Raw genomic sequence first — 16155 nt, 5'->3', positions numbered from 1 at the left:
TTGGGTCAAGGTGTCTACTTTTCCCTCGGCGCCGGCCGGATTCGCGCGACCATAGACGGCGCGTCAGCCTGTGGAAACTAAGCCTTTGGCTCGGTCAGCTTCTTGAGCGCCGCGAAGGGCGAAGTCTCGGCCTCCTCCGGCTGATACTCGAACTCGACGCCGGGCTTGCGGGGGAACGGATCGATCTCCAGGGCCAGGTGCTCGACCACGTAGGCGGCCACATCGACGGCGTCGCCCGCCAGGATGTCCGGCGCGTCCGGGGCGTCGGGGTCAAGTTCCAGTTCGCCGCCTTCCGGGGCCGCGGCGTGGGGACTGCCCGGCGGCACGGCGTGAACCGCGATCTCGCCCTCGACCGGCTGGTCGAAGGGATCGAGCGAGACGCCGCAGATCTGCTCCACCACGGCGTCGAAGCGTCCGGCGATCTCCACGCCGTCGAGCCACGGCTTGACGGTGACGTCGGCCGTGAGCGCCGGCAGGCTTTCCAGGCCCAGGCGCTTGGCCACCGCCGCCCGCTCCGCGGCATCCGGCGCCAGGCGCAGCCGCACGGGCCCGCGCGCCAGCTCGTGCAGCTTCAGGGGCGTGCTCCAGCTCACCAGGCGGCCTCCCCGGACAGCAGGCGTTCCAGCGGCGCCGCCGCCAGGGCTTCGCGGCGGGCGACGATATAGCCGGCGAGCGCGGGCGCCTGGGCCGCGTCGGCCTCGGCGTAGACGGTGCGGGCGACCAGCGCCTCCAGCGCCGTCCGGTCCGGCAGGGCGGCGAGCGCCGCCTCGTAGCCCTTGATGCGACCGTAGAAGGCCTCGGCCAGCTTGCGCATCCGCTTGCCCACCGAAAGGTCGCCAACCCCGAGCTCGCGCAGGCTGTTGTCGAGGGCCGAGACGTAGGTGTCGAACAGGCCCTGCGCGGTGTCGGCGGCCGGCGGGCCCTGGTCCTTCAGGCGCTCCAGAAGGAGGTAGACATGCAGGCTGTAGATCTCGAAGCGACCCTCTGGCGTGTCGGGCGCGCCGAGGTCGGCGTATAGGGCCGGCGTCCGCGCCTGGGCCACCGCGCGCGCGTAGAGCTCGCGCCCGGCCAGGAGGGCGGGCTTGGGCTTGAACAGGCGGTCGAGCATCTGCTGGCCTCGTTTTCGCCAGAAGGCGTAGATAGAGCGGGCATTGAACTAGGTGGCCGCCGGCGATAGGTCAAAGCCTCTTGCCGCACGGCATACAGAAACGGGTCCGATGTTCCGACGCACCACCTTCGCCGTCCTCGCCGCCGCCACCGTGGCGCTTGGGGGGCTTTCCGCCTGCGCGCCGATCTCGAGCTACTCGGGCTTCCAGGCCATCGATTCGGATCCCAAGGACGTCAAGGTCGGAACCGACACCAAGTCGACCGTGCGCGCCAAGCTGGGCTCGCCGTCGGTGCAGTCCACCTTCGACCCGAACGTCTGGTTCTACATGAACCAGATCAAGCAGCGCGTGGCCTTCCGCAAGCCGCAGGTCACCGCGCGCAACGTCACCGCCATCACCTTCGACAAGGAGACTGAGATGGTGGAAGCGGTGGACGTCTACACCCTGAAGGACGGCAAGGTGATCGCCTACAACAACCGCGAGACGCCCACCCGCGGCCGCGAGATGACCGTGCTCGAGCAGCTCCTGGGCAGCGTCGGCCGCGGCGGCCTGCTGCCGCAGGACGACCAGGGTGTCCCGGGCCAGCGGCCGGGCGATCGGCGGTAGGCGCAGATCCCTCCCCCTCGAAGAGAGGGAACAGGCGCAAAGAAAAACGCCCCGGAGATCGCTCTCCGGGGCGTCTTTGTCTCTGGTGAGCGTCCTAGTGGCTGGCCAGGACCGCCAGGAGCAGCAGAGCCACGATGTTCGTGATCTTGATCATCGGGTTCACCGCCGGGCCGGAGGTGTCCTTGTAGGGGTCGCCGACGGTGTCGCCGGTCACCGCGGCCTTGTGGGCCTCGGAGCCTTTGCCGTGCAGAACGCCGTCACTGTCGGTGAAGCCTTCCTCGATCACCTTCTTGGCGTTGTCCCAGGCGCCGCCGCCCGAGGTCATCGAGATGGCGACGAACAGGCCGGTGACGATCACCCCCATCAGCATCGCCCCGACGCAGGCGAAGGCGTCGACCTTGGTGGCGATGGCGTTGATGACGAAGAACAGCACGATCGGCGACACGACCGGCAGCAGCGACGGGACGATCATCTCCCGGATCGCGGCCTTGGTCAGGATGTCGACGGCGCGGCCGTACTCGGGCTTCACCTCGCCGGTCATGATCCCCGGGTTCTCGCGGAACTGGCGGCGGACTTCGACCACCACCGACTGGGCCGCACGGCCCACCGCGGTCATCGACATGCCGCCGAACAGGAACGGCAGCAGGCCGCCGAACAGCAGGCCCACGACGACGTAGGGGTTCGACAGGTCGAACCGGACCTCACCAAGCTCGAAGAAGAACGAACCCGGCAGGGCGTTGGCGGCGAAGTACTTCAGGTCCTCGGTGTAGGCCGCGAACAGCACCAGGGCGCCGAGACCGGCTGAGCCGATCGCATAGCCCTTGGTGACGGCCTTGGTGGTGTTGCCCACGGCGTCCAGCGCATCGGTGGTGACGCGCACTTCCGGGGGCAGGCCGGCCATCTCTGCGATGCCGCCGGCGTTGTCGGTGACCGGACCGAAGGCGTCGAGGGCGACCACGAAGCCCGCCAGCGACAGCATGGCCGTCGTGGCGATGGCGATCCCGAACAGGCCCGCCAGGTTGTAGGTCACGATGATGCCGATGATGATCACGATCGCCGGGGCCGCGCAGGCCTCGAGGCTCATGGCCAGGCCCTGGATCACGTTGGTGCCGTGGCCGGAGACCGAAGCCTGGGCCACCGACTTCACCGGGCGGAAGTTGGTGCCGGTGTAGTACTCGGTGATCATCACGATCAGGGCGGTGATCGCCAGGCCGGCGATGGAGCAGCCGAACAGCGCCATGGCGCTGAAGGTCTTGCCGGCCACCGTCAGGTCCTCGGTCACCAGGTAGGGGATCAGGAAGTAGAGGGCGATGGCCGAGAGGACGCCCGTGACGATCAGGCCCTGATAGAGCGCGCCCATGATCGAGCCGTTCTTGCCGAGGCGGACCGCGAAGGTGCCGATGATCGAGGTGATGATGCAGACGCCGCAGATGGCCAGCGGCAGCAGCATCAGGTTGCCCAGCATCGCCGAGCCCCCGAAGAAGATCGCCGCCAGCACCATGGTGGCGACCGTGGTCACCGCATAGGTCTCGAACAGGTCGGCGGCCATGCCGGCGCAGTCGCCGACATTGTCGCCCACGTTGTCGGCGATGGTGGCGGGGTTGCGCGGATCATCCTCGGGGATGCCGGCTTCGACCTTGCCCACCATGTCGCCGCCGACGTCGGCGCCCTTGGTGAAGATGCCGCCGCCCAGACGGGCGAAGATGGAGATCAGCGACGCGCCGAAGCCCAGGGACACCAGGCCATCGATCACGTGGCGGTCAGACGGCTGCAAGCCCTGCACCTGAGTGAGGTAGGCGTAGTAGCCGGCCACCCCGATCAGGGCGAAGCCAGCCACCAGGAGCCCGGTGATGGCGCCCGAGGTGAAGGCCAGCTTCAGGCCCTGGGCCAAGCCCACCGACGCGGCCTGGGCCGTGCGGACGTTGGCGCGGACTGAGATCAGCATTCCCGCGAAGCCCGCGGCGCCCGACAGCACCGCGCCGATCAGGAACCCAACCGCCGAATATGCGCCGATCAGGAAGAACAGCACGACCAGGACCACCGCGCCGACGATGGCGATCGCGGTGTACTGGCGCTTCAGATAGGCCTGTGCGCCCTCCTGAATGGCGGCGGCGATCTCCTGCATGCGGGCATTGCCCGGCGAGGCGCGCAAGAGCGACAGCGTCTGGAGCACGCCGTACAGAACGGCGAGCACCCCGGCCCCTATCACCAGCAACAACATTGAACTCATGAGTAGCGCACCCCTTTGCGATCGCGCGGGGCAGGACCGGCGGCCGCCCACATTGGCGGCCCAGCCGGAAGTCCCGTCCCTGAAGTTTCCCCAACTCGAGCGCGCAAGGCTGCGCCCCCGAAAGACGGGCCGGAAACTACTCAAGTTTTGCCCGCTGGCGCAACCGGCGCGCACGCGGATGCGCGAAGTTGACGGTTCGCCTCAGGCCTTGGGCGTCGCGATCCGGCGTCGAGGGGCCTGCGAGGTGACCACCACGGAGGTGATCTGGCCGGGCCCGACGATCCGCACAGCCTCCTGCTTGAGGACTGCAGTCAGTCGCACGGTGTCGATCTTGCTGAGGTCTGACGGCAGGGTGAAGGGCGTGCGATGGCCGGCGCGCACCAGGGCGTCGCGGAAGTAGGGCTCCTTCTCGCGCAGCTTCGAGGCGTTGGCGGCGCTCGTGAGGTTAAGGCGCACGTAGACGAAGACGTAATTCGCCAGGCTTCGGTTGGAGACAATCGGCAAGCCGACGGGCTGCAGGTCGACATACTGGCCAACGTCGCCCTTCTTGGCCTCCTTCTTGTCCTCGGCCGCAGCCGGGGTGGCGAGGATAGAGGCCGCGGCGAGCGCGGCGAAGAGGGTTCGGCCATTCATGCCGGCGAGCATCAGCCGAATCAGTTGCCGCAAGGTTGCCGCCGCCAAGCGCGCGCTTCATGGCGAGGCTGGACGAACGGTGGTATTGATTGGCGAACAACAATAAGGAAGCGCGGACCATGTCACCGACTCGTCGGAACGCTGCCCTCGGGCTGCTCGCCGCAGCCGCCGCCGCACCCGGCGCCAGGGCGCTCGCACAGCCCGCTGAGATCGGGGCGGAGCCGATCGAGCTTCCCGACGAGGACCAGCCGAACACGTCGCTGGACACCACTCGCAATCGGAACGAGCACATGCTCGCCCCGGTGACGATCAACAACCAGGGTCCGTTCAACTTCCTGCTGGATACCGGCGCCAACGTCAGCTGCGTCTCCCACCGGCTAATGGAGCGGCTGGAGCTGAAGTCCGCCGAAAGCGCGGCGGTGCACACCATGGTGGGCGTGCGTCATCGGCCGATCGTCATCCTGGACCGCCTGCAGGTCGGCCCGCGCGACCGCCGCAGGGTGCGGGCGCCGGCCCTGCCCATCGATGCGGGCGTCGACGGCATCCTCGGCGTCGACTGGCTGAAGGGCCAGCGCCTAGTGCTCGACTTCAAGGGCAACAAGATGGAGATCGTAAAGTCCAAGCGCGACGTGAACGAGCCGGGGCGCGTCGCGGTGGTGCCGGCGCGCCGGCGGCACGGCCAACTCACCATCGTCGACGCCGATCTCAGCGGCAAGCGCATCAGCGCCATCATCGACTCCGGCGCCCAGGGCAGCCTCTGCAACAGGAAACTCCGCGACATCGTCCATGCCGCCGAAGCCAGGAAGGGCCAGCTGGGGCCACCACGCTACGTGCGGATGGAGACCGTAGCGGGCGAAACGTTCACGGGGGAATCGCTCTTCCTGCCGTTCCTGCGCCTGGGCGGGCTGCACCTGGGCAACGTGGGCGTCACCTATGCCGACATGCACGTCTTCGACATCTGGGGCCTGAAGGATACGCCGGCCCTGGTGATCGGGATGGACCTCCTGTCCCAGTTCGAGGACGTCGCCCTCGACTTCGGCCGCTCGGCGGTGCGGTTCGCCTTCACCTAGCCGCGGCCGCCTGCCCGTGGCGCCAGCCGCCGGGCCCGGCCTGGACCGGCGCCCCGGCGCACGTCACCTCGACCCCCTGCCCGGCCGTGACCTCGCCGATGACGGTGAACCCTGGCAGCGCGACGGGCGAGGCGGCCACAATCTCGTAGTCGTCGCCGCCGGAGGCCAGGGCCAGAAGCGCGGCGGTCCTGTCCGGCTGAGCGTCGAGCCAGGCGCGGGCCTGGGGCGAGACTGGCACGCGGTCCAGGTCCAGCGTCAGGCCGACGCGGCTGGCGGCTGCGATGTGGCCGGCATCGGCGATCAGGCCGTCGGAGACATCTGCGGCCGCTGTGGCGTGCTCCAGGACCGTGCGGCGCAGGTCCAGGCGCGGCCGGGGCAGCCTGTAGCGTTCGGCGAGATAGCCGCCGGGGTCGGCGACCTCTCCCCGCGCCGCCCGCAGGCCCAGCCAGCCGTCGCCGATGTGTCCGCTGACCAGCAGCCGGTCGCCGACCCGCGCCCCGGCGCGACGCACCATGCGGCCCTCCGGCGCCCAGCCGAGCGCGGTCAGGCTGGCGGTGAACGGACCCGGCGTCGCGACGGTGTCGCCGCCCAGCAGGCTGACGCCGGCGTCCTTGAGGTCGGCGCCAAGGCCGGCGGCGAAGGCGGCGCGGTCTGCGTCGGTGAAGGCGGCCGGCCAGGCGACGGCCAGGAAGGCCGCGAAGGGTTCCGCGCCCTTGGCGGCCAGGTCGGAGAGGTTCACCCGCGCCAGGCGCCGCCCGATCAGCTCGGGGGTCTCGCCGGCCAGGAAATGCACCCCCGCGACGATGGCGTCCTTGGTGATCACCAGGTCGAAACCCGGCCGCTGCGCGACGACCGCGGCGTCGTCCAAAAGCTCGAAGGCGCCCGCCGCGCCGCGGGTCAGCGGCCGGAAGAGCCGCGCGATCTCGCCGAACTCGTCAAGTCCTGACATCGCGGGCCACGGCGTCCAGGGCGCCGTTCACGAAACCCGGCTCGGTCCCCTCGAAGAAGCTCTTGGCCACCTCGACGTATTCGTCGATGGCCACCTCGGTGGGCACGTCCGGGCGGTGCGACAGCTCATAGGCGCCAGCCCGCAGGATGGCGCGCACGGTGGCGTCCAGCCGTTCCAGCCGCCAGCCCTCGGCCAGCCGTTTGACGATGGCGGCGTCGACCTGCTTCTGCTTGGCGACCACGCCGCGCACCAGTTCGGCGAAGAAGCCCTCGTCGGCGGAGGCCAGGGTCACGCCCTCCCCCTCGCCACCCTCGAGATCGCGGTCGAAGCGATGGTCCGTGAACTCGCGGATCACGCCCTCCACGCCGATCGAGGACACCTCCATCTGGTAGAGCGCCTGCACCGCGGCCAGCCGCGCGACCGAACGCGAGGCGTGGGCGCTCATCGCTTGACGCCGTGCAACTGCTGTTTCAGCGAAATCATGGTCAGCGCCGCGCGCGCCGCGCCGCCGCCTTTGTCGCCCTCGCTGATCCGCGCCCGGGCCCAGGCCTGCTCGGAATCCTCGGTCGTCAGGATGCCGTTGCCGATACAGAGCCGCTTGCCGATCGTCAGGTCCATGATCCCGCGGGCGCTCTCGTTGGAGACGATCTCGAAGTGGTAGGTCTCGCCTCGGATCACCGTGCCCAGGGCCACATAGCCGTCGTAGCGCTTGCCGGCCGGCTTGTGGCCGCTCTCCTCGGCGAAGGCGATGGCGGCGGGGATCTCCAGCGCGCCGGGGACGCTGACCACGTCGTATTCCGCGCCATACGCCGCCAGCGCCTGGCTCGCGCCGTCCAAGAGGGCGTCAGCTAGGTCGTCGTAGAAGCGTGCTTCCACGATCAGGATGTTGATCGGGTCGTCCATTGGGAGTCCTTCGGCGGTTGCCGAATGCTCTTAGGCGGTTTCGCGCCAGCGGGCGAGATAGCGCGCCAGCATGTCGATCTCGAGGTTCACGCGACTTCCCGGCTTCAGGGTCCCGAGCGTGGTCACGTCCCAGGTGTGCGGGATGAGATTCACGCCGAAGACGTCGTCCTCGACTTCGTTCACGGTCAGCGAGACACCCTCGACGGTGATCGAGCCCTTCGGCGCGATGAAGCGATGCAGCGGCTTCGGAACCCGGACCCGCACCCTGTGGGAGCCGCCCTCGCTTTCGATGGTGAGCACCTCGCCGACCCCGTCCACATGCCCGGAGACGATGTGGCCGCCGAGCTCGTCGCCCACGCGGGCCGCGCGTTCGAGGTTGACCGGCCTGCCTTCGGTCCACTCGTCGAGGGTGCTCATCGCCAGGGTCTCTCCGGACACCTCCACGGCAAACCAGCCCGGCCCCTTGTCCACCACCGTCAGGCAGCAGCCGGCGTGGCTGACCGAGGCGCCCAGGTCGAGGGTGGCCGTATCGAAGCCCGTCTCGATCTCGAAGCGGCGGTCGCGGTTGGTGTCGCGCACGCTGCGGACCCGCCCCACGTCGGTGACGATGCCGGTGAACATTCAGGCTCCCCTCTGGCCCATGCGGGCGTAACGCTCCCAGAGGTCCGGACCCAGTTCATGAACCTCGACCCGCCGGAAATGGGGCGCCTCGGCCAGCGCCGCAACCGCCAGGGCGCCAACGCCAGGCCGGCCCTCGCCGCCCAGGACAACCGGCGCGCGAAACCATTCCAACGCGGTGACCAGGCCGCAGCGCAGGAAACTGCTTGCGACCTGTCCTCCCCCTTCGACGAACAGAGCCGTAAGGCCTTCGTCGGCAAGGGCTTGCATGACATTCTTCAGGTTGGGCCGATCCTCGCCGACGGCCGCCACGCTCAGCACACGGACGCCGGCGTCGACCAGGGCCGGGTCGGGCGCGCCGGTGGCCACCACATAGGTCGGGATGTCGCGCGCCGTGGCGACGAGCCGGCAGTCCGGCGTCAGCCGCTGGCGGCTATCCAGCACCACGCGCGCCGGCTGGCGGCCCGCATAGCCCGGCAGCCGCACGGTGAGTTCCGGATCGTCCGCCAGGGCGGTCTCGACGCCGATGACGACCGCGTGGTGATCGGCGCGCAGGCGATGCACCTGCTCACGGGCGGCCGGGCCCGTGATCCAGCGGCTTTCACCGGAGGCCGTGGCGATGCGACCATCGAGCGACGTCGCCAGTTTGAGGGTGATGCCCATTCGCGGGCGTTCATGGCCGAGAACCGACCGGGCGCCAAGACGGGCTCAGGCCGGGTGGCTACCCACACTGAGTTCCAGGGCCGCCGCCGTCGCCCGGCTTTCGGCCAGCAGCCAGTCGCGGAAACGTTCGACGTGGCGTCGTCCGGCGATGTCGGCGCGGAACCGTGCACGGAAGCCGTGGTCGCTCCAGCGTCCGGTCTCAACGGGGAACGGGAGACCGACCTGCCCCGCCGCCAGCCGGTCGCCAATCAGGGCCAGGCCACAGAGGCTTACGCCCGCGTCAGCGGCCACCGCGTCCAGCGCCGCAGTGATGCGCCGGAAACGCATCCCGCGTTCGGGCGCCGTACGCTCGACCCCATTGGCGGCCACCCACTGCGGCCAGGACAGGCCGGCGGGATCGTCCTTGTAGAAGTCGAGGTGCACGAGGGGAAAGCCCTCCAGCCGAGCCTTGGCGGCAATCCGCGCCGTGCGCTCCACATTCTGCGGCGAGGTGATGGGCAGCACATAGTCGCGGAACAGCAGATCCGCCGGGGGGCCGTCGCGCGGACCACCAAAGCTGATCTCGCAGTCGATCCGGCCCAGCCGCAGCGGCGCGTCGCCCTCGCCATTGATGTTGAACCGGATGTTCGGGTGCTCGGCGCGAAACCGCTCGAGGCGCGGCCGCAACCACAGCTCCACGAAGTCCGACGCCGCCGCCAGATGCAGTTCGTGCCCGCGCTGCAATTCCAGTTCGCGGGCCGCCGCCTCCAGGTCCTCGAAGGCGCGGGCGAGGTAGGGCAGCGCCTGCCCCAGCCCGGGCGCCGGCTTCAGGCCGGAGCGCCCGCGTAGCAGGAGTTCAATACCCAGGTAGTCCTCGAGCGCCTTTACGCGCTGGCCCACAGCCGCCGGCGTGATGCCCAGAAGGTCGGCCGCAGCTACGAACGAGCCCTTGCGCGCCGCCATTTCCAGCGCTTGCAGCGACCGCAGGTAGGTGGGCGCAACCATCGCCGATCACTAAGCAAAAACTTTAGCGAACGCCAGATTGTTTAGATTGTGGGGTGGCCGGCAGGCGGCGACACTGCAGTCATCGAGGGAATGCAGGAGGCGGCGCCATGGGCCAACTCAGACGTTTCCTGGTCGAGCGGGAGGTTCCCGGCATAGGCGGCATGTCCATTGTCGAACTGTGCGGGGTGGCTCGCGCCTCGAACCAGGCGATCGACAAGATCGGCGGTACGATCCAGTGGCAGCACAGCTACGTCTCTGGTGACCGGACGTTCTGCATCTACCTCGCGGACGGCGAGGACACGATCCACGTCCACGCCGAGTTGAGCGGCTTCCCGGTGACGCGCATCACCGAGATCTCGCAGATCATCGACCCAACCACCGCCAACAACTAGCGGCGGCCAGCTTCACCCGTCGTGGCATGCGCCCCTCGGGGTCGCGGCGCCGCGAGGAGAAGTCAGATGCTTCAAGGCCACAACTACGAACGCCTGCTCAAAATTTCAAAGCGCATCAACTGGCGCGTCGACGACATCATCGGCCCCGACAAGCCGATGGATTTCTCCAGGCCGTTCTTGCCGGAGAGCTTCGCCCGCACGGCCGAACTCCCGTTCCTCAGCCTGGACGAGCGGCTCAAGCTCAACCAGATTCGCGGCTTCGGCTATCTGGCCATGTTCGAACTGGTCGAACGCACCATCCTGCCGGTGATCGAGGGGCACACGGCGTCAGGGCCCGGCCAGGACCCGCACCGGACCTCGGCGCTGAACAATTTCGCCATCGAGGAAGCCAAGCACATCGAGCTGTTCTTCCGCTTCCGCCAGGCTTTCGACGAAGGCTTTCCTGTGAGGTGCGGCTTTATCGGCCCCGCCGAGGATATCGGCGCCGCGGTCCGAAGCCATGGTGAGCTCGGCCTGGCCCTGTTCATCCTGGCCATCGAATGGGCCACGCAGCAGCACTGGCTGGAGAGTGTCCAGGAGGAAGAGAGCCTGGATCCCCAGTTCAAGAGCCTGCTCAGGCACCACTGGATGGAGGAGTCCCAGCACGCGAAGCTGGACGCAATGGTCTTCTACGAACTGGCCGCGACGGCCGGTCCGGACGAAGTGCTCCGGGCCGTGGAGGAGTTCCTGGAGATCGGCGCGTTCATCGACAGCGGCTTGGCCCAGCAGGCTCAACTCGACCTAGCCTCTCTCGAGGCGGCGATCGGCAGGACGCTGCCCGGCGCCGAGCGCGAGCAGTTCCTTGCGCGCCAGCATCAGGCCCAACGCTGGACGTTCCTGGGTTCGGCCCTGCGCAACCAGGGTTTCCTGAACGCACTGGGCGATGTCAGCGCATCAGGTCGCGCCCGCATCGAGGAAGTGTCGCCGGCCTTCTGCTGATGGCGCTGGGGCGGCGGCTGGACCGCCGCCCTCACCGGTCGTCGGCGAGGGCCTCGCTCAGGCCCTCTTCGCCGAGGAAGCGGGCAAAGTCCTCGGTCTCCTTGAAGTCGCGGTAGACCGAAGCGTAGCGGACGTAGGCCACGTCATCGAGCTGCTTGAGGGCCTGCATCACAAGCTCACCGACGGTGGACGACGGCAGCTCGGTTTCGCCCATGCTCTCAAGCTGGCGCACGATCGCCGAGATCATCCGTTCCACCCGCTCCGGCTCCACGGGGCGCTTCCGAATGGCGATAGCGATCGAACGCGCCAGCTTGTCGCGCTCGAAGGGCGTGCGGCGGCCGGAACGCTTGACGATGGTCAGTTCGCGCAACTGGACTCGCTCGAAGGTCGTGAAGCGGCCCTCGCAGGACGGGCAAAGCCGCCGCCGCCGGATCGCCGCCCCGTCCTCGGACGGGCGGCTGTCCTTCACCTGGGTCTCGTCGTGGCCGCAGAACGGGCAGCGCATATCTAGCCCTCTTCCCGGTCACTTAACGCAATCAGTTGTAGATAGGGAAGCGGCTCGTCAGCGCCACGACTTCACCGCGCACCTTCTGTTCGACGGCGCTCGAGTCCTCGCCGGTGGAGACCGCGTCCAGCACTTCGCCGATCCACTTGCCGACCTGGCGGAATTCCGCGGCGCCGAAGCCGCGGGTCGTGCCGGCCGGCGTGCCGACTCGCAGTCCGGAGGTCTGCATCGGCGGCAGCGGGTCGCCCGGGATGGAGTTCTTGTTGGTGGTGATCCCCGCGCGCTCCAGGGCGATCTCGGCCTGCGCGCCGCTGACGCGCTTCGGGGTCAGGTCGACCAGCATCAGGTGGCTGTCGGTGCCGTTGGAGACGATCTTGAAGCCCACCGACTGCAGGGCGTCGGCCAGCGCCCGCGCGTTGTCGATCACCTGCTTCGCGTAGGTCTTGAACTCCGGCCGCAGGGCCTCACCGAACGCCACCGCCTTGCCGGCGATCACGTGCATCAGCGGCCCGCCCTGCAGGCCGGGGAACACCGCCGAGTTGATCTTTTGGTTCAGCTTCTTGGAGTTGGTCAGGATGAGACCGCCCCGCGGACCGCGCAGGGTCTTGTGCGTGGTGGTGGTGACGATGTGGGCGTGGGGAAACGGGTTCGGATACTCGCCCGCCACGATCAGGCCGGCATAGTGGGCCACGTCGCACATCAGCACCGCGCCCACCTCGTCGGCGATTTCGCGGAACTTCGCGAAGTCGATGTGGCGCGAATAGGCCGAACCGCCCGCGATGATCACCTTCGGGTTGTTGGCGCGGGCCACCTCGGCGGCTTCGTCATAGTCGATCAGGTGGTCCTGGGCGCGGACGCCGTAGGCCACGGGATTGAACCACTTGCCCGACTGGTTGACGCTCTTGCCGTGGGTCAGGTGGCCGCCGTGATCCAGGTTCATGCCCATGAAGGTGTCGCCCGGCGTCATGGTGACCATGAACACCGCCTGGTTCGCCTGGCTGCCGGAGTGCGGCTGGACGTTGGCGTACTCGCAGCCGAACAGCTGCTTGGCGCGCTCGATGGCCAGCAGCTCGACCTCGTCAACCACCTCGCAGCCGCCGTAGTAGCGCTTGCCCGGATAGCCCTCGGCATACTTGTTGGTGAGCGCCGAGCCCTGGGCCTCCAGCACGGCCTTGGAGACGATGTTCTCTGAGGCGATCAGCTCGATCTGGTCCTGCTGCCGCTTCAGCTCCGCGCCGAGGATCTTCGCCACATCCGGGTCGGACTGGCCCACCCCCTGCTGGAAGAAATCGGCGATCGAAGGCTGGGCGGGCACGTGCAGGTTCAACGGCGGGCCTTTCGGTTGGGCATGAGTCTTGGGCGGCGGAGGCCTCCTTTACTCCTGAACGCGCCGCGCTCCAATCCCGCCAAGCGCAGCCAGGGAACCAACCGGCCGGGCGGCGCGTTTCCGGCAAAGGCCGGGGTGGCTTTGCCGTGCATGGCGACACGCGGTCAATCGAGAGGGGCGTTCATGAGCGTAGGACCCGAGGACGAGGGCCCCACGGGCGATGACCTCATGCGGCTCGGCGCCGGCATCGTCTCAGCCTATGTCAGCCGCAACCACGTCCCGGCAGACGCAGTGCCGGACATCATCCGCTCGGTGCACGGAGCCCTGCAGCAACTCTCCGGTGCGGCCCCGCCGGCGACGCCGGAAGAGCGGCCCAAGCCCGCAGTGCCCATCGGCCGCTCCGTACAGCACGACTTCATCGTCTGCCTGGAGGACGGGAAGCGGCTGAAGATGCTGAAGCGCTACCTGCGCTCGAGGTTCGACATGAGCCCGGACGACTACCGCCGCCGCTGGGGGCTATCCCCCGACTATCCGATGGTGGCGCCGGCCTATGCGGCCCGGCGGAGCGATTTCGCCAAGAAGATCGGCCTGGGCCGTGGCGTCCGGCGACGGACTTAGCCTGCCCCAGAAATAAGAACGCCCCCGACAAGCAGGGGCGTCCGGGACGTGAGCCGTGTCGGGTTGTGGTCGGCCCGCGTCCTGACTCTACGTTGCACATGCTTCGGTTGAGCGCGCAGTGCGTCAAAACGCGCATGGCTAAGCTTGCGGGCGGGTGCGGGTCAGCCCATCCGTGTCGCGCAGCCCGAAGAAAGGCAACGTTTACAGACGCTCAGTCGGCGTATCGAGGATGGGTGCCGGACCACCGGCCCGCCGGAGATCGGCGTGCGGCAGAATGGCCCATGACCAGTGCGCTGCGGCTCGGCGGTCAGGCCGCGTAGCCGCCCACGCGCTTGACGTTGCAGCGGACCCAGAGGGCCTCGAGCGCCTCGACCAGCTCGTCCATCATCCCGTCGGTGTGGGCGGGCGAGGGCGTGAACCGCAGGCGCTCGGTGCCGCGCGGCACAGTGGGGTAGTTGATCGGCTGCACGTAGATGCCGTGATCCTCGAGCAGGATGTCGGAGATCATCTTGCAGTGGACGGGATCGCCAACCAGCACCGGCACGATGTGGCTGACCGAGGGCATCACCGGCAGGCCGGCCTTCAGCATCTTGGCCTTCAGGGCCGCCGCGCGAGCCTGGTGGGCGATGCGGACCTCGTTGTGGTCCTTGAGGTAACGGATCGAAGCTACGGCGCCTGCCGCCAGCGCCGGCGGCAGCGAGGTGGTGAAGATGAAGCCGTCGGCGTAGCTGCGGATCGCATCCACGACCACCGCGTCGGCGGCGATGTAGCCGCCCATCACGCCGAACGCCTTGCCCAGCGTACCCTCGACGATGTCGATGTCGGCCATCACACCGTCGCGCTCGGCCACCCCGGCGCCGCGGACGCCATACATGCCCACCGCATGGACCTCATCAAGGTAGGTCATGGCCCCGTACTTCTTGGCCAGGGCGACCGTGCCGGCCATGTCGGCGATGTCGCCGTCCATGGAGTAGACGCTCTCGAAGGCGATCACCTTCGGCATGTCCGGATCGGCCTCGATCAGGAGCTGTTCGAGGTGCGCCAGGTCATTGTGCCGGAAGACGCGGCGCTGCTCGCGCTTGCCCGCGCGGATGCCACTAATCATCGAGTTGTGGTTCAGCTCGTCCGAGAAGATGATCAGTCCAGGCAGGATCTTGTACAGCGTCGACAGCGACGCCTCGTTGGAGACGTAGCCCGAGGTGAAGAGGAGCGCGGCTTCCTTCTGATGAAGGTCGGCAAGCTCCTGCTCCAGCTCCACGTGATAATGCGTGGTGCCCGAGATGTTGCGCGTGCCGCCCGAGCCGGCGCCGGCCTCCTCGATGGCCTTGTGCATGGCGTCGAGGACGACGGGGTTCTGGCCCTGGCCCAGGTAGTCGTTGGAGCACCAGACGGTCACGTCGGTGGCCGAGCCGTCGCCGCGGGTCCACGTGGCCTTGGGGAATTGGCCGCGGTGTCGCTTCAGGTCCGCGAACACGCGATACCGGCCCTCGGCGTGGATACGCTCCAAGGCGGTCGAGAAGGCTTGCCTGTAATCCATCGACTTCAATTCCGGCGCCGCGTCATGGAACTGAGCGCGCCTTTCCGGCCCCCGAAATACCGCCGCCTTTTTGGCGCCCCGAGCACCGGTTGTCCATAAAATCGAAGATGAAACTGGCGTCATCTTCGTGAATTCGCGTCCGGCGCGTTCGCGGGGGCTCGCTCGCAGCGGCCAACGTTTACCCCGACCGCGCGCCCGCCGCTTTGCGGCAGATCAAACGCTCGCGCGCCTACGGGGCCTTGCCCCTGAGGAGGTCGAGAATCGCCGAGAAGTCCTTGGGGCCCCCGCCGAGGCGATCGAACAGCGCGTAGAGGCCCTCGGCCGTGGCGCCCATGGTCGCCGACGCGCCGGCCTTCGCGGCGGCCTCCTGCGCGAGCTTGAGGTCCTTCAGCATCATCGCCGTGGAAAACCCGCCCTCGTAGCCGCGGTTCGAGGGGGCCGTCGGCACCGGACCCGGCCAGGGACAGTAGCTGGTCAGGCTCCAGCACTGGCCAGAGGACTTCGACGCGATCTCAAAGAACCGCTCGGCGTCCAGGCCCAGCTTCTCGGCCAGGGCGAAGGCCTCGCACACCCCGATCATCGAGATGCCCAGCACCATATTGTTGCAGATCTTGGCCGCCTGACCTGCCCCGTGGTCGCCGGCGCGGATGGTGGCCCGCGACATCGGCGCGATAACGTCTTCGACCGCCGCGAAGTCACCCTCGTCGCAACCCACCATGAAGGCGAGCGTGCCGGCGTCCGCCGCCGCCGTGCCGCCCGAGACCGGCGCATCGGCGAATCGGAAACCGGCGGCCTTGGCCTGGGCCGCCACCGCGCGGGCGCTCTCGACGTCGATGGTGGATGAGTCGACCAGGATCGCCGATTTGGGCGCGTTGGGCAGGATCTGCTCGGCGTAGACCTGGCGCACGTGCGGGCCGGCCGGCAGCATGGTGACGATGGCGTCGGCGGTCTTGACCGCCTCGGCCACCGAGGCGGCCCTGGCGCAGCCGGCCGCAGCCGCCTTGTCGAGCGCCGCGGCGGAGAGGTCGAAGGCCAT

General features: G+C 68.5%; 18 protein-coding genes and 1 pseudogene. 5 read left to right on the top strand and 14 right to left on the bottom strand.

What is annotated here, in order from left to right:
• Positions 1-77 precede the first annotated feature (77 nt).
• Both QZV94_RS04535 and QZV94_RS04530 read right to left on the bottom strand, forming a co-directional pair.
• Entirely contained in the window at positions 78-593 is a 516-nt protein-coding gene (locus tag QZV94_RS04535; RefSeq protein ID WP_293676616.1) for a DUF177 domain-containing protein, read from the bottom strand.
• Complete coding sequence (locus tag QZV94_RS04530; RefSeq protein ID WP_293676615.1) at positions 590-1108, bottom strand: ubiquinol-cytochrome C chaperone family protein; 519 nt, start codon at positions 1106-1108, stop codon at positions 590-592. Before QZV94_RS04530 ends, QZV94_RS04535 begins: the two co-directional genes overlap by 4 nt.
• Before the next feature lie 109 nt (positions 1109-1217).
• Here QZV94_RS04530 and QZV94_RS04525 point away from each other — a divergent pair, with 109 nt between their 5' ends.
• Positions 1218-1712, top strand: coding sequence for an outer membrane protein assembly factor BamE (locus tag QZV94_RS04525; RefSeq protein ID WP_293676614.1), 495 nt, complete (start codon positions 1218-1220; stop codon positions 1710-1712).
• Positions 1713-1806: 94 nt separating this feature from the next.
• Here QZV94_RS04525 and QZV94_RS04520 read toward each other — a convergent pair whose 3' ends face one another.
• Positions 1807-3942 carry a sodium-translocating pyrophosphatase gene (locus tag QZV94_RS04520; protein WP_293676613.1) on the bottom strand — a complete coding sequence of 712 codons (2136 nt, stop codon included), beginning with the start codon at positions 3940-3942 and terminating at the stop codon, positions 1807-1809.
• Positions 3943-4143: 201 nt separating this feature from the next.
• Positions 4144-4608 (bottom strand): hypothetical protein, encoded by a 465-nt coding sequence (locus QZV94_RS04515; protein WP_293676612.1) that lies wholly within the window; start codon positions 4606-4608, stop codon positions 4144-4146.
• 86 nt (positions 4609-4694) lie between these two features.
• Between QZV94_RS04515 and QZV94_RS04510 the strand changes: the two genes are divergently transcribed.
• Positions 4695-5645, top strand: a complete 951-nt coding sequence (locus tag QZV94_RS04510; protein ID WP_293676611.1) for a retroviral-like aspartic protease family protein — start codon at positions 4695-4697, stop codon at positions 5643-5645.
• Here QZV94_RS04510 and thiL read toward each other — a convergent pair.
• From thiL to QZV94_RS04480, 6 genes and pseudogenes are all read right to left on the bottom strand, one after another.
• Positions 5638-6579, bottom strand: a pseudogene (thiL, locus tag QZV94_RS04505) (thiamine-phosphate kinase); the annotation flags it as partial. The gene QZV94_RS04510 and the pseudogene thiL sit on opposite strands and share 8 nt — an antisense overlap.
• Before the next feature lies 1 nt (position 6580).
• On the bottom strand, positions 6581-7039 hold the full coding sequence (nusB, locus tag QZV94_RS04500) for a transcription antitermination factor NusB (RefSeq protein WP_293676610.1): 459 nt from the start codon (positions 7037-7039) through the stop codon (positions 6581-6583).
• On the bottom strand, positions 7036-7497 hold the full coding sequence (ribH, locus tag QZV94_RS04495) for a 6,7-dimethyl-8-ribityllumazine synthase (protein WP_293676609.1): 462 nt from the start codon (positions 7495-7497) through the stop codon (positions 7036-7038). Before ribH ends, nusB begins: the two co-directional genes overlap by 4 nt.
• Positions 7498-7527: 30 nt before the next feature.
• Positions 7528-8118, bottom strand: a complete 591-nt coding sequence (locus tag QZV94_RS04490) for a riboflavin synthase (RefSeq protein WP_293676608.1) — start codon at positions 8116-8118, stop codon at positions 7528-7530.
• Positions 8119-8778 (bottom strand): RibD family protein, encoded by a 660-nt coding sequence (locus QZV94_RS04485; RefSeq protein WP_293676607.1) that lies wholly within the window; start codon positions 8776-8778, stop codon positions 8119-8121.
• A 45-nt stretch (positions 8779-8823) separates the two neighbouring features.
• Positions 8824-9762: a LysR substrate-binding domain-containing protein gene (locus QZV94_RS04480; protein ID WP_293676606.1), complete on the bottom strand. Its 939-nt coding sequence runs from the start codon at positions 9760-9762 to the stop codon at positions 8824-8826.
• A 107-nt stretch (positions 9763-9869) separates the two neighbouring features.
• Between QZV94_RS04480 and QZV94_RS04475 the strand changes: the two genes are divergently transcribed.
• Complete coding sequence (locus QZV94_RS04475) at positions 9870-10154, top strand: DUF4242 domain-containing protein (RefSeq protein ID WP_293676605.1); 285 nt, start codon at positions 9870-9872, stop codon at positions 10152-10154.
• Between the two features lie 66 nt (positions 10155-10220).
• Positions 10221-11132, top strand: a complete 912-nt coding sequence (locus tag QZV94_RS04470) for a hypothetical protein (RefSeq protein ID WP_293676604.1) — start codon at positions 10221-10223, stop codon at positions 11130-11132.
• 31 nt (positions 11133-11163) lie between these two features.
• Here the strand turns inward: QZV94_RS04470 and nrdR are convergent, their stop codons facing one another.
• Positions 11164-11637: a transcriptional regulator NrdR gene (gene nrdR, locus QZV94_RS04465; protein WP_293676603.1), complete on the bottom strand. Its 474-nt coding sequence runs from the start codon at positions 11635-11637 to the stop codon at positions 11164-11166.
• A gap of 31 nt (positions 11638-11668) precedes the next feature.
• The gene (glyA, locus tag QZV94_RS04460) at positions 11669-12910 is read right to left on the bottom strand and encodes a serine hydroxymethyltransferase (protein ID WP_293676617.1); all 1242 of its coding nucleotides are present in this window, start codon (positions 12908-12910) and stop codon (positions 11669-11671) included.
• Positions 12911-13147: 237 nt separating this feature from the next.
• On the opposite strand from glyA, the gene QZV94_RS04455 reads away from it, so the two are divergent.
• Positions 13148-13582, top strand: a complete 435-nt coding sequence (locus QZV94_RS04455; RefSeq protein WP_293676602.1) for a MucR family transcriptional regulator — start codon at positions 13148-13150, stop codon at positions 13580-13582.
• A gap of 307 nt (positions 13583-13889) precedes the next feature.
• On the opposite strand, the gene hemA is transcribed toward QZV94_RS04455, so the two are convergent.
• Positions 13890-15119: a 5-aminolevulinate synthase gene (gene hemA, locus QZV94_RS04450; RefSeq protein ID WP_293676601.1), complete on the bottom strand. Its 1230-nt coding sequence runs from the start codon at positions 15117-15119 to the stop codon at positions 13890-13892.
• Positions 15120-15348: 229 nt separating this feature from the next.
• Positions 15349-16155 (bottom strand): 3-hydroxyisobutyrate dehydrogenase (mmsB, locus tag QZV94_RS04445; protein WP_293676600.1); only part of this gene is annotated, 807 nt, incomplete at its 5' end.

The organism is uncultured Phenylobacterium sp. (assembly GCF_902826855.1).
In the GTDB taxonomy this organism is placed as follows: domain Bacteria; phylum Pseudomonadota; class Alphaproteobacteria; order Caulobacterales; family Caulobacteraceae; genus Phenylobacterium.
Note: the sequence above shows the minus strand (reverse complement) of the source record. Positions and strands in the feature narration are given on the sequence as shown.

Excerpts from the sequence above, each read along its gene's own strand:
- QZV94_RS04470 (WP_293676604.1), top strand. The coding sequence starts at position 10,221 with ATGCTTCAAGGCCACAACTACGAACGCCTGCTCAAAATTTCAAAGCGC.
- QZV94_RS04520 (WP_293676613.1), bottom strand. The coding sequence starts at position 3,942 with ATGAGTTCAATGTTGTTGCTGGTGATAGGGGCCGGGGTGCTCGCCGTT.
- QZV94_RS04525 (WP_293676614.1), top strand. The coding sequence starts at position 1,218 with ATGTTCCGACGCACCACCTTCGCCGTCCTCGCCGCCGCCACCGTGGCG.
- nusB (WP_293676610.1), bottom strand. The coding sequence starts at position 7,039 with ATGAGCGCCCACGCCTCGCGTTCGGTCGCGCGGCTGGCCGCGGTGCAG.
- QZV94_RS04455 (WP_293676602.1), top strand. The coding sequence starts at position 13,148 with ATGAGCGTAGGACCCGAGGACGAGGGCCCCACGGGCGATGACCTCATG.
- QZV94_RS04510 (WP_293676611.1), top strand. The coding sequence starts at position 4,695 with ATGTCACCGACTCGTCGGAACGCTGCCCTCGGGCTGCTCGCCGCAGCC.
- QZV94_RS04480 (WP_293676606.1), bottom strand. The coding sequence starts at position 9,762 with ATGGTTGCGCCCACCTACCTGCGGTCGCTGCAAGCGCTGGAAATGGCG.
- QZV94_RS04490 (WP_293676608.1), bottom strand. The coding sequence starts at position 8,118 with ATGTTCACCGGCATCGTCACCGACGTGGGGCGGGTCCGCAGCGTGCGC.
- ribH (WP_293676609.1), bottom strand. The coding sequence starts at position 7,497 with ATGGACGACCCGATCAACATCCTGATCGTGGAAGCACGCTTCTACGAC.
- QZV94_RS04475 (WP_293676605.1), top strand. The coding sequence starts at position 9,870 with ATGGGCCAACTCAGACGTTTCCTGGTCGAGCGGGAGGTTCCCGGCATA.
- QZV94_RS04530 (WP_293676615.1), bottom strand. The coding sequence starts at position 1,108 with ATGCTCGACCGCCTGTTCAAGCCCAAGCCCGCCCTCCTGGCCGGGCGC.
- nrdR (WP_293676603.1), bottom strand. The coding sequence starts at position 11,637 with ATGCGCTGCCCGTTCTGCGGCCACGACGAGACCCAGGTGAAGGACAGC.
- hemA (WP_293676601.1), bottom strand. The coding sequence starts at position 15,119 with ATGGATTACAGGCAAGCCTTCTCGACCGCCTTGGAGCGTATCCACGCC.
- QZV94_RS04485 (WP_293676607.1), bottom strand. The coding sequence starts at position 8,778 with ATGGGCATCACCCTCAAACTGGCGACGTCGCTCGATGGTCGCATCGCC.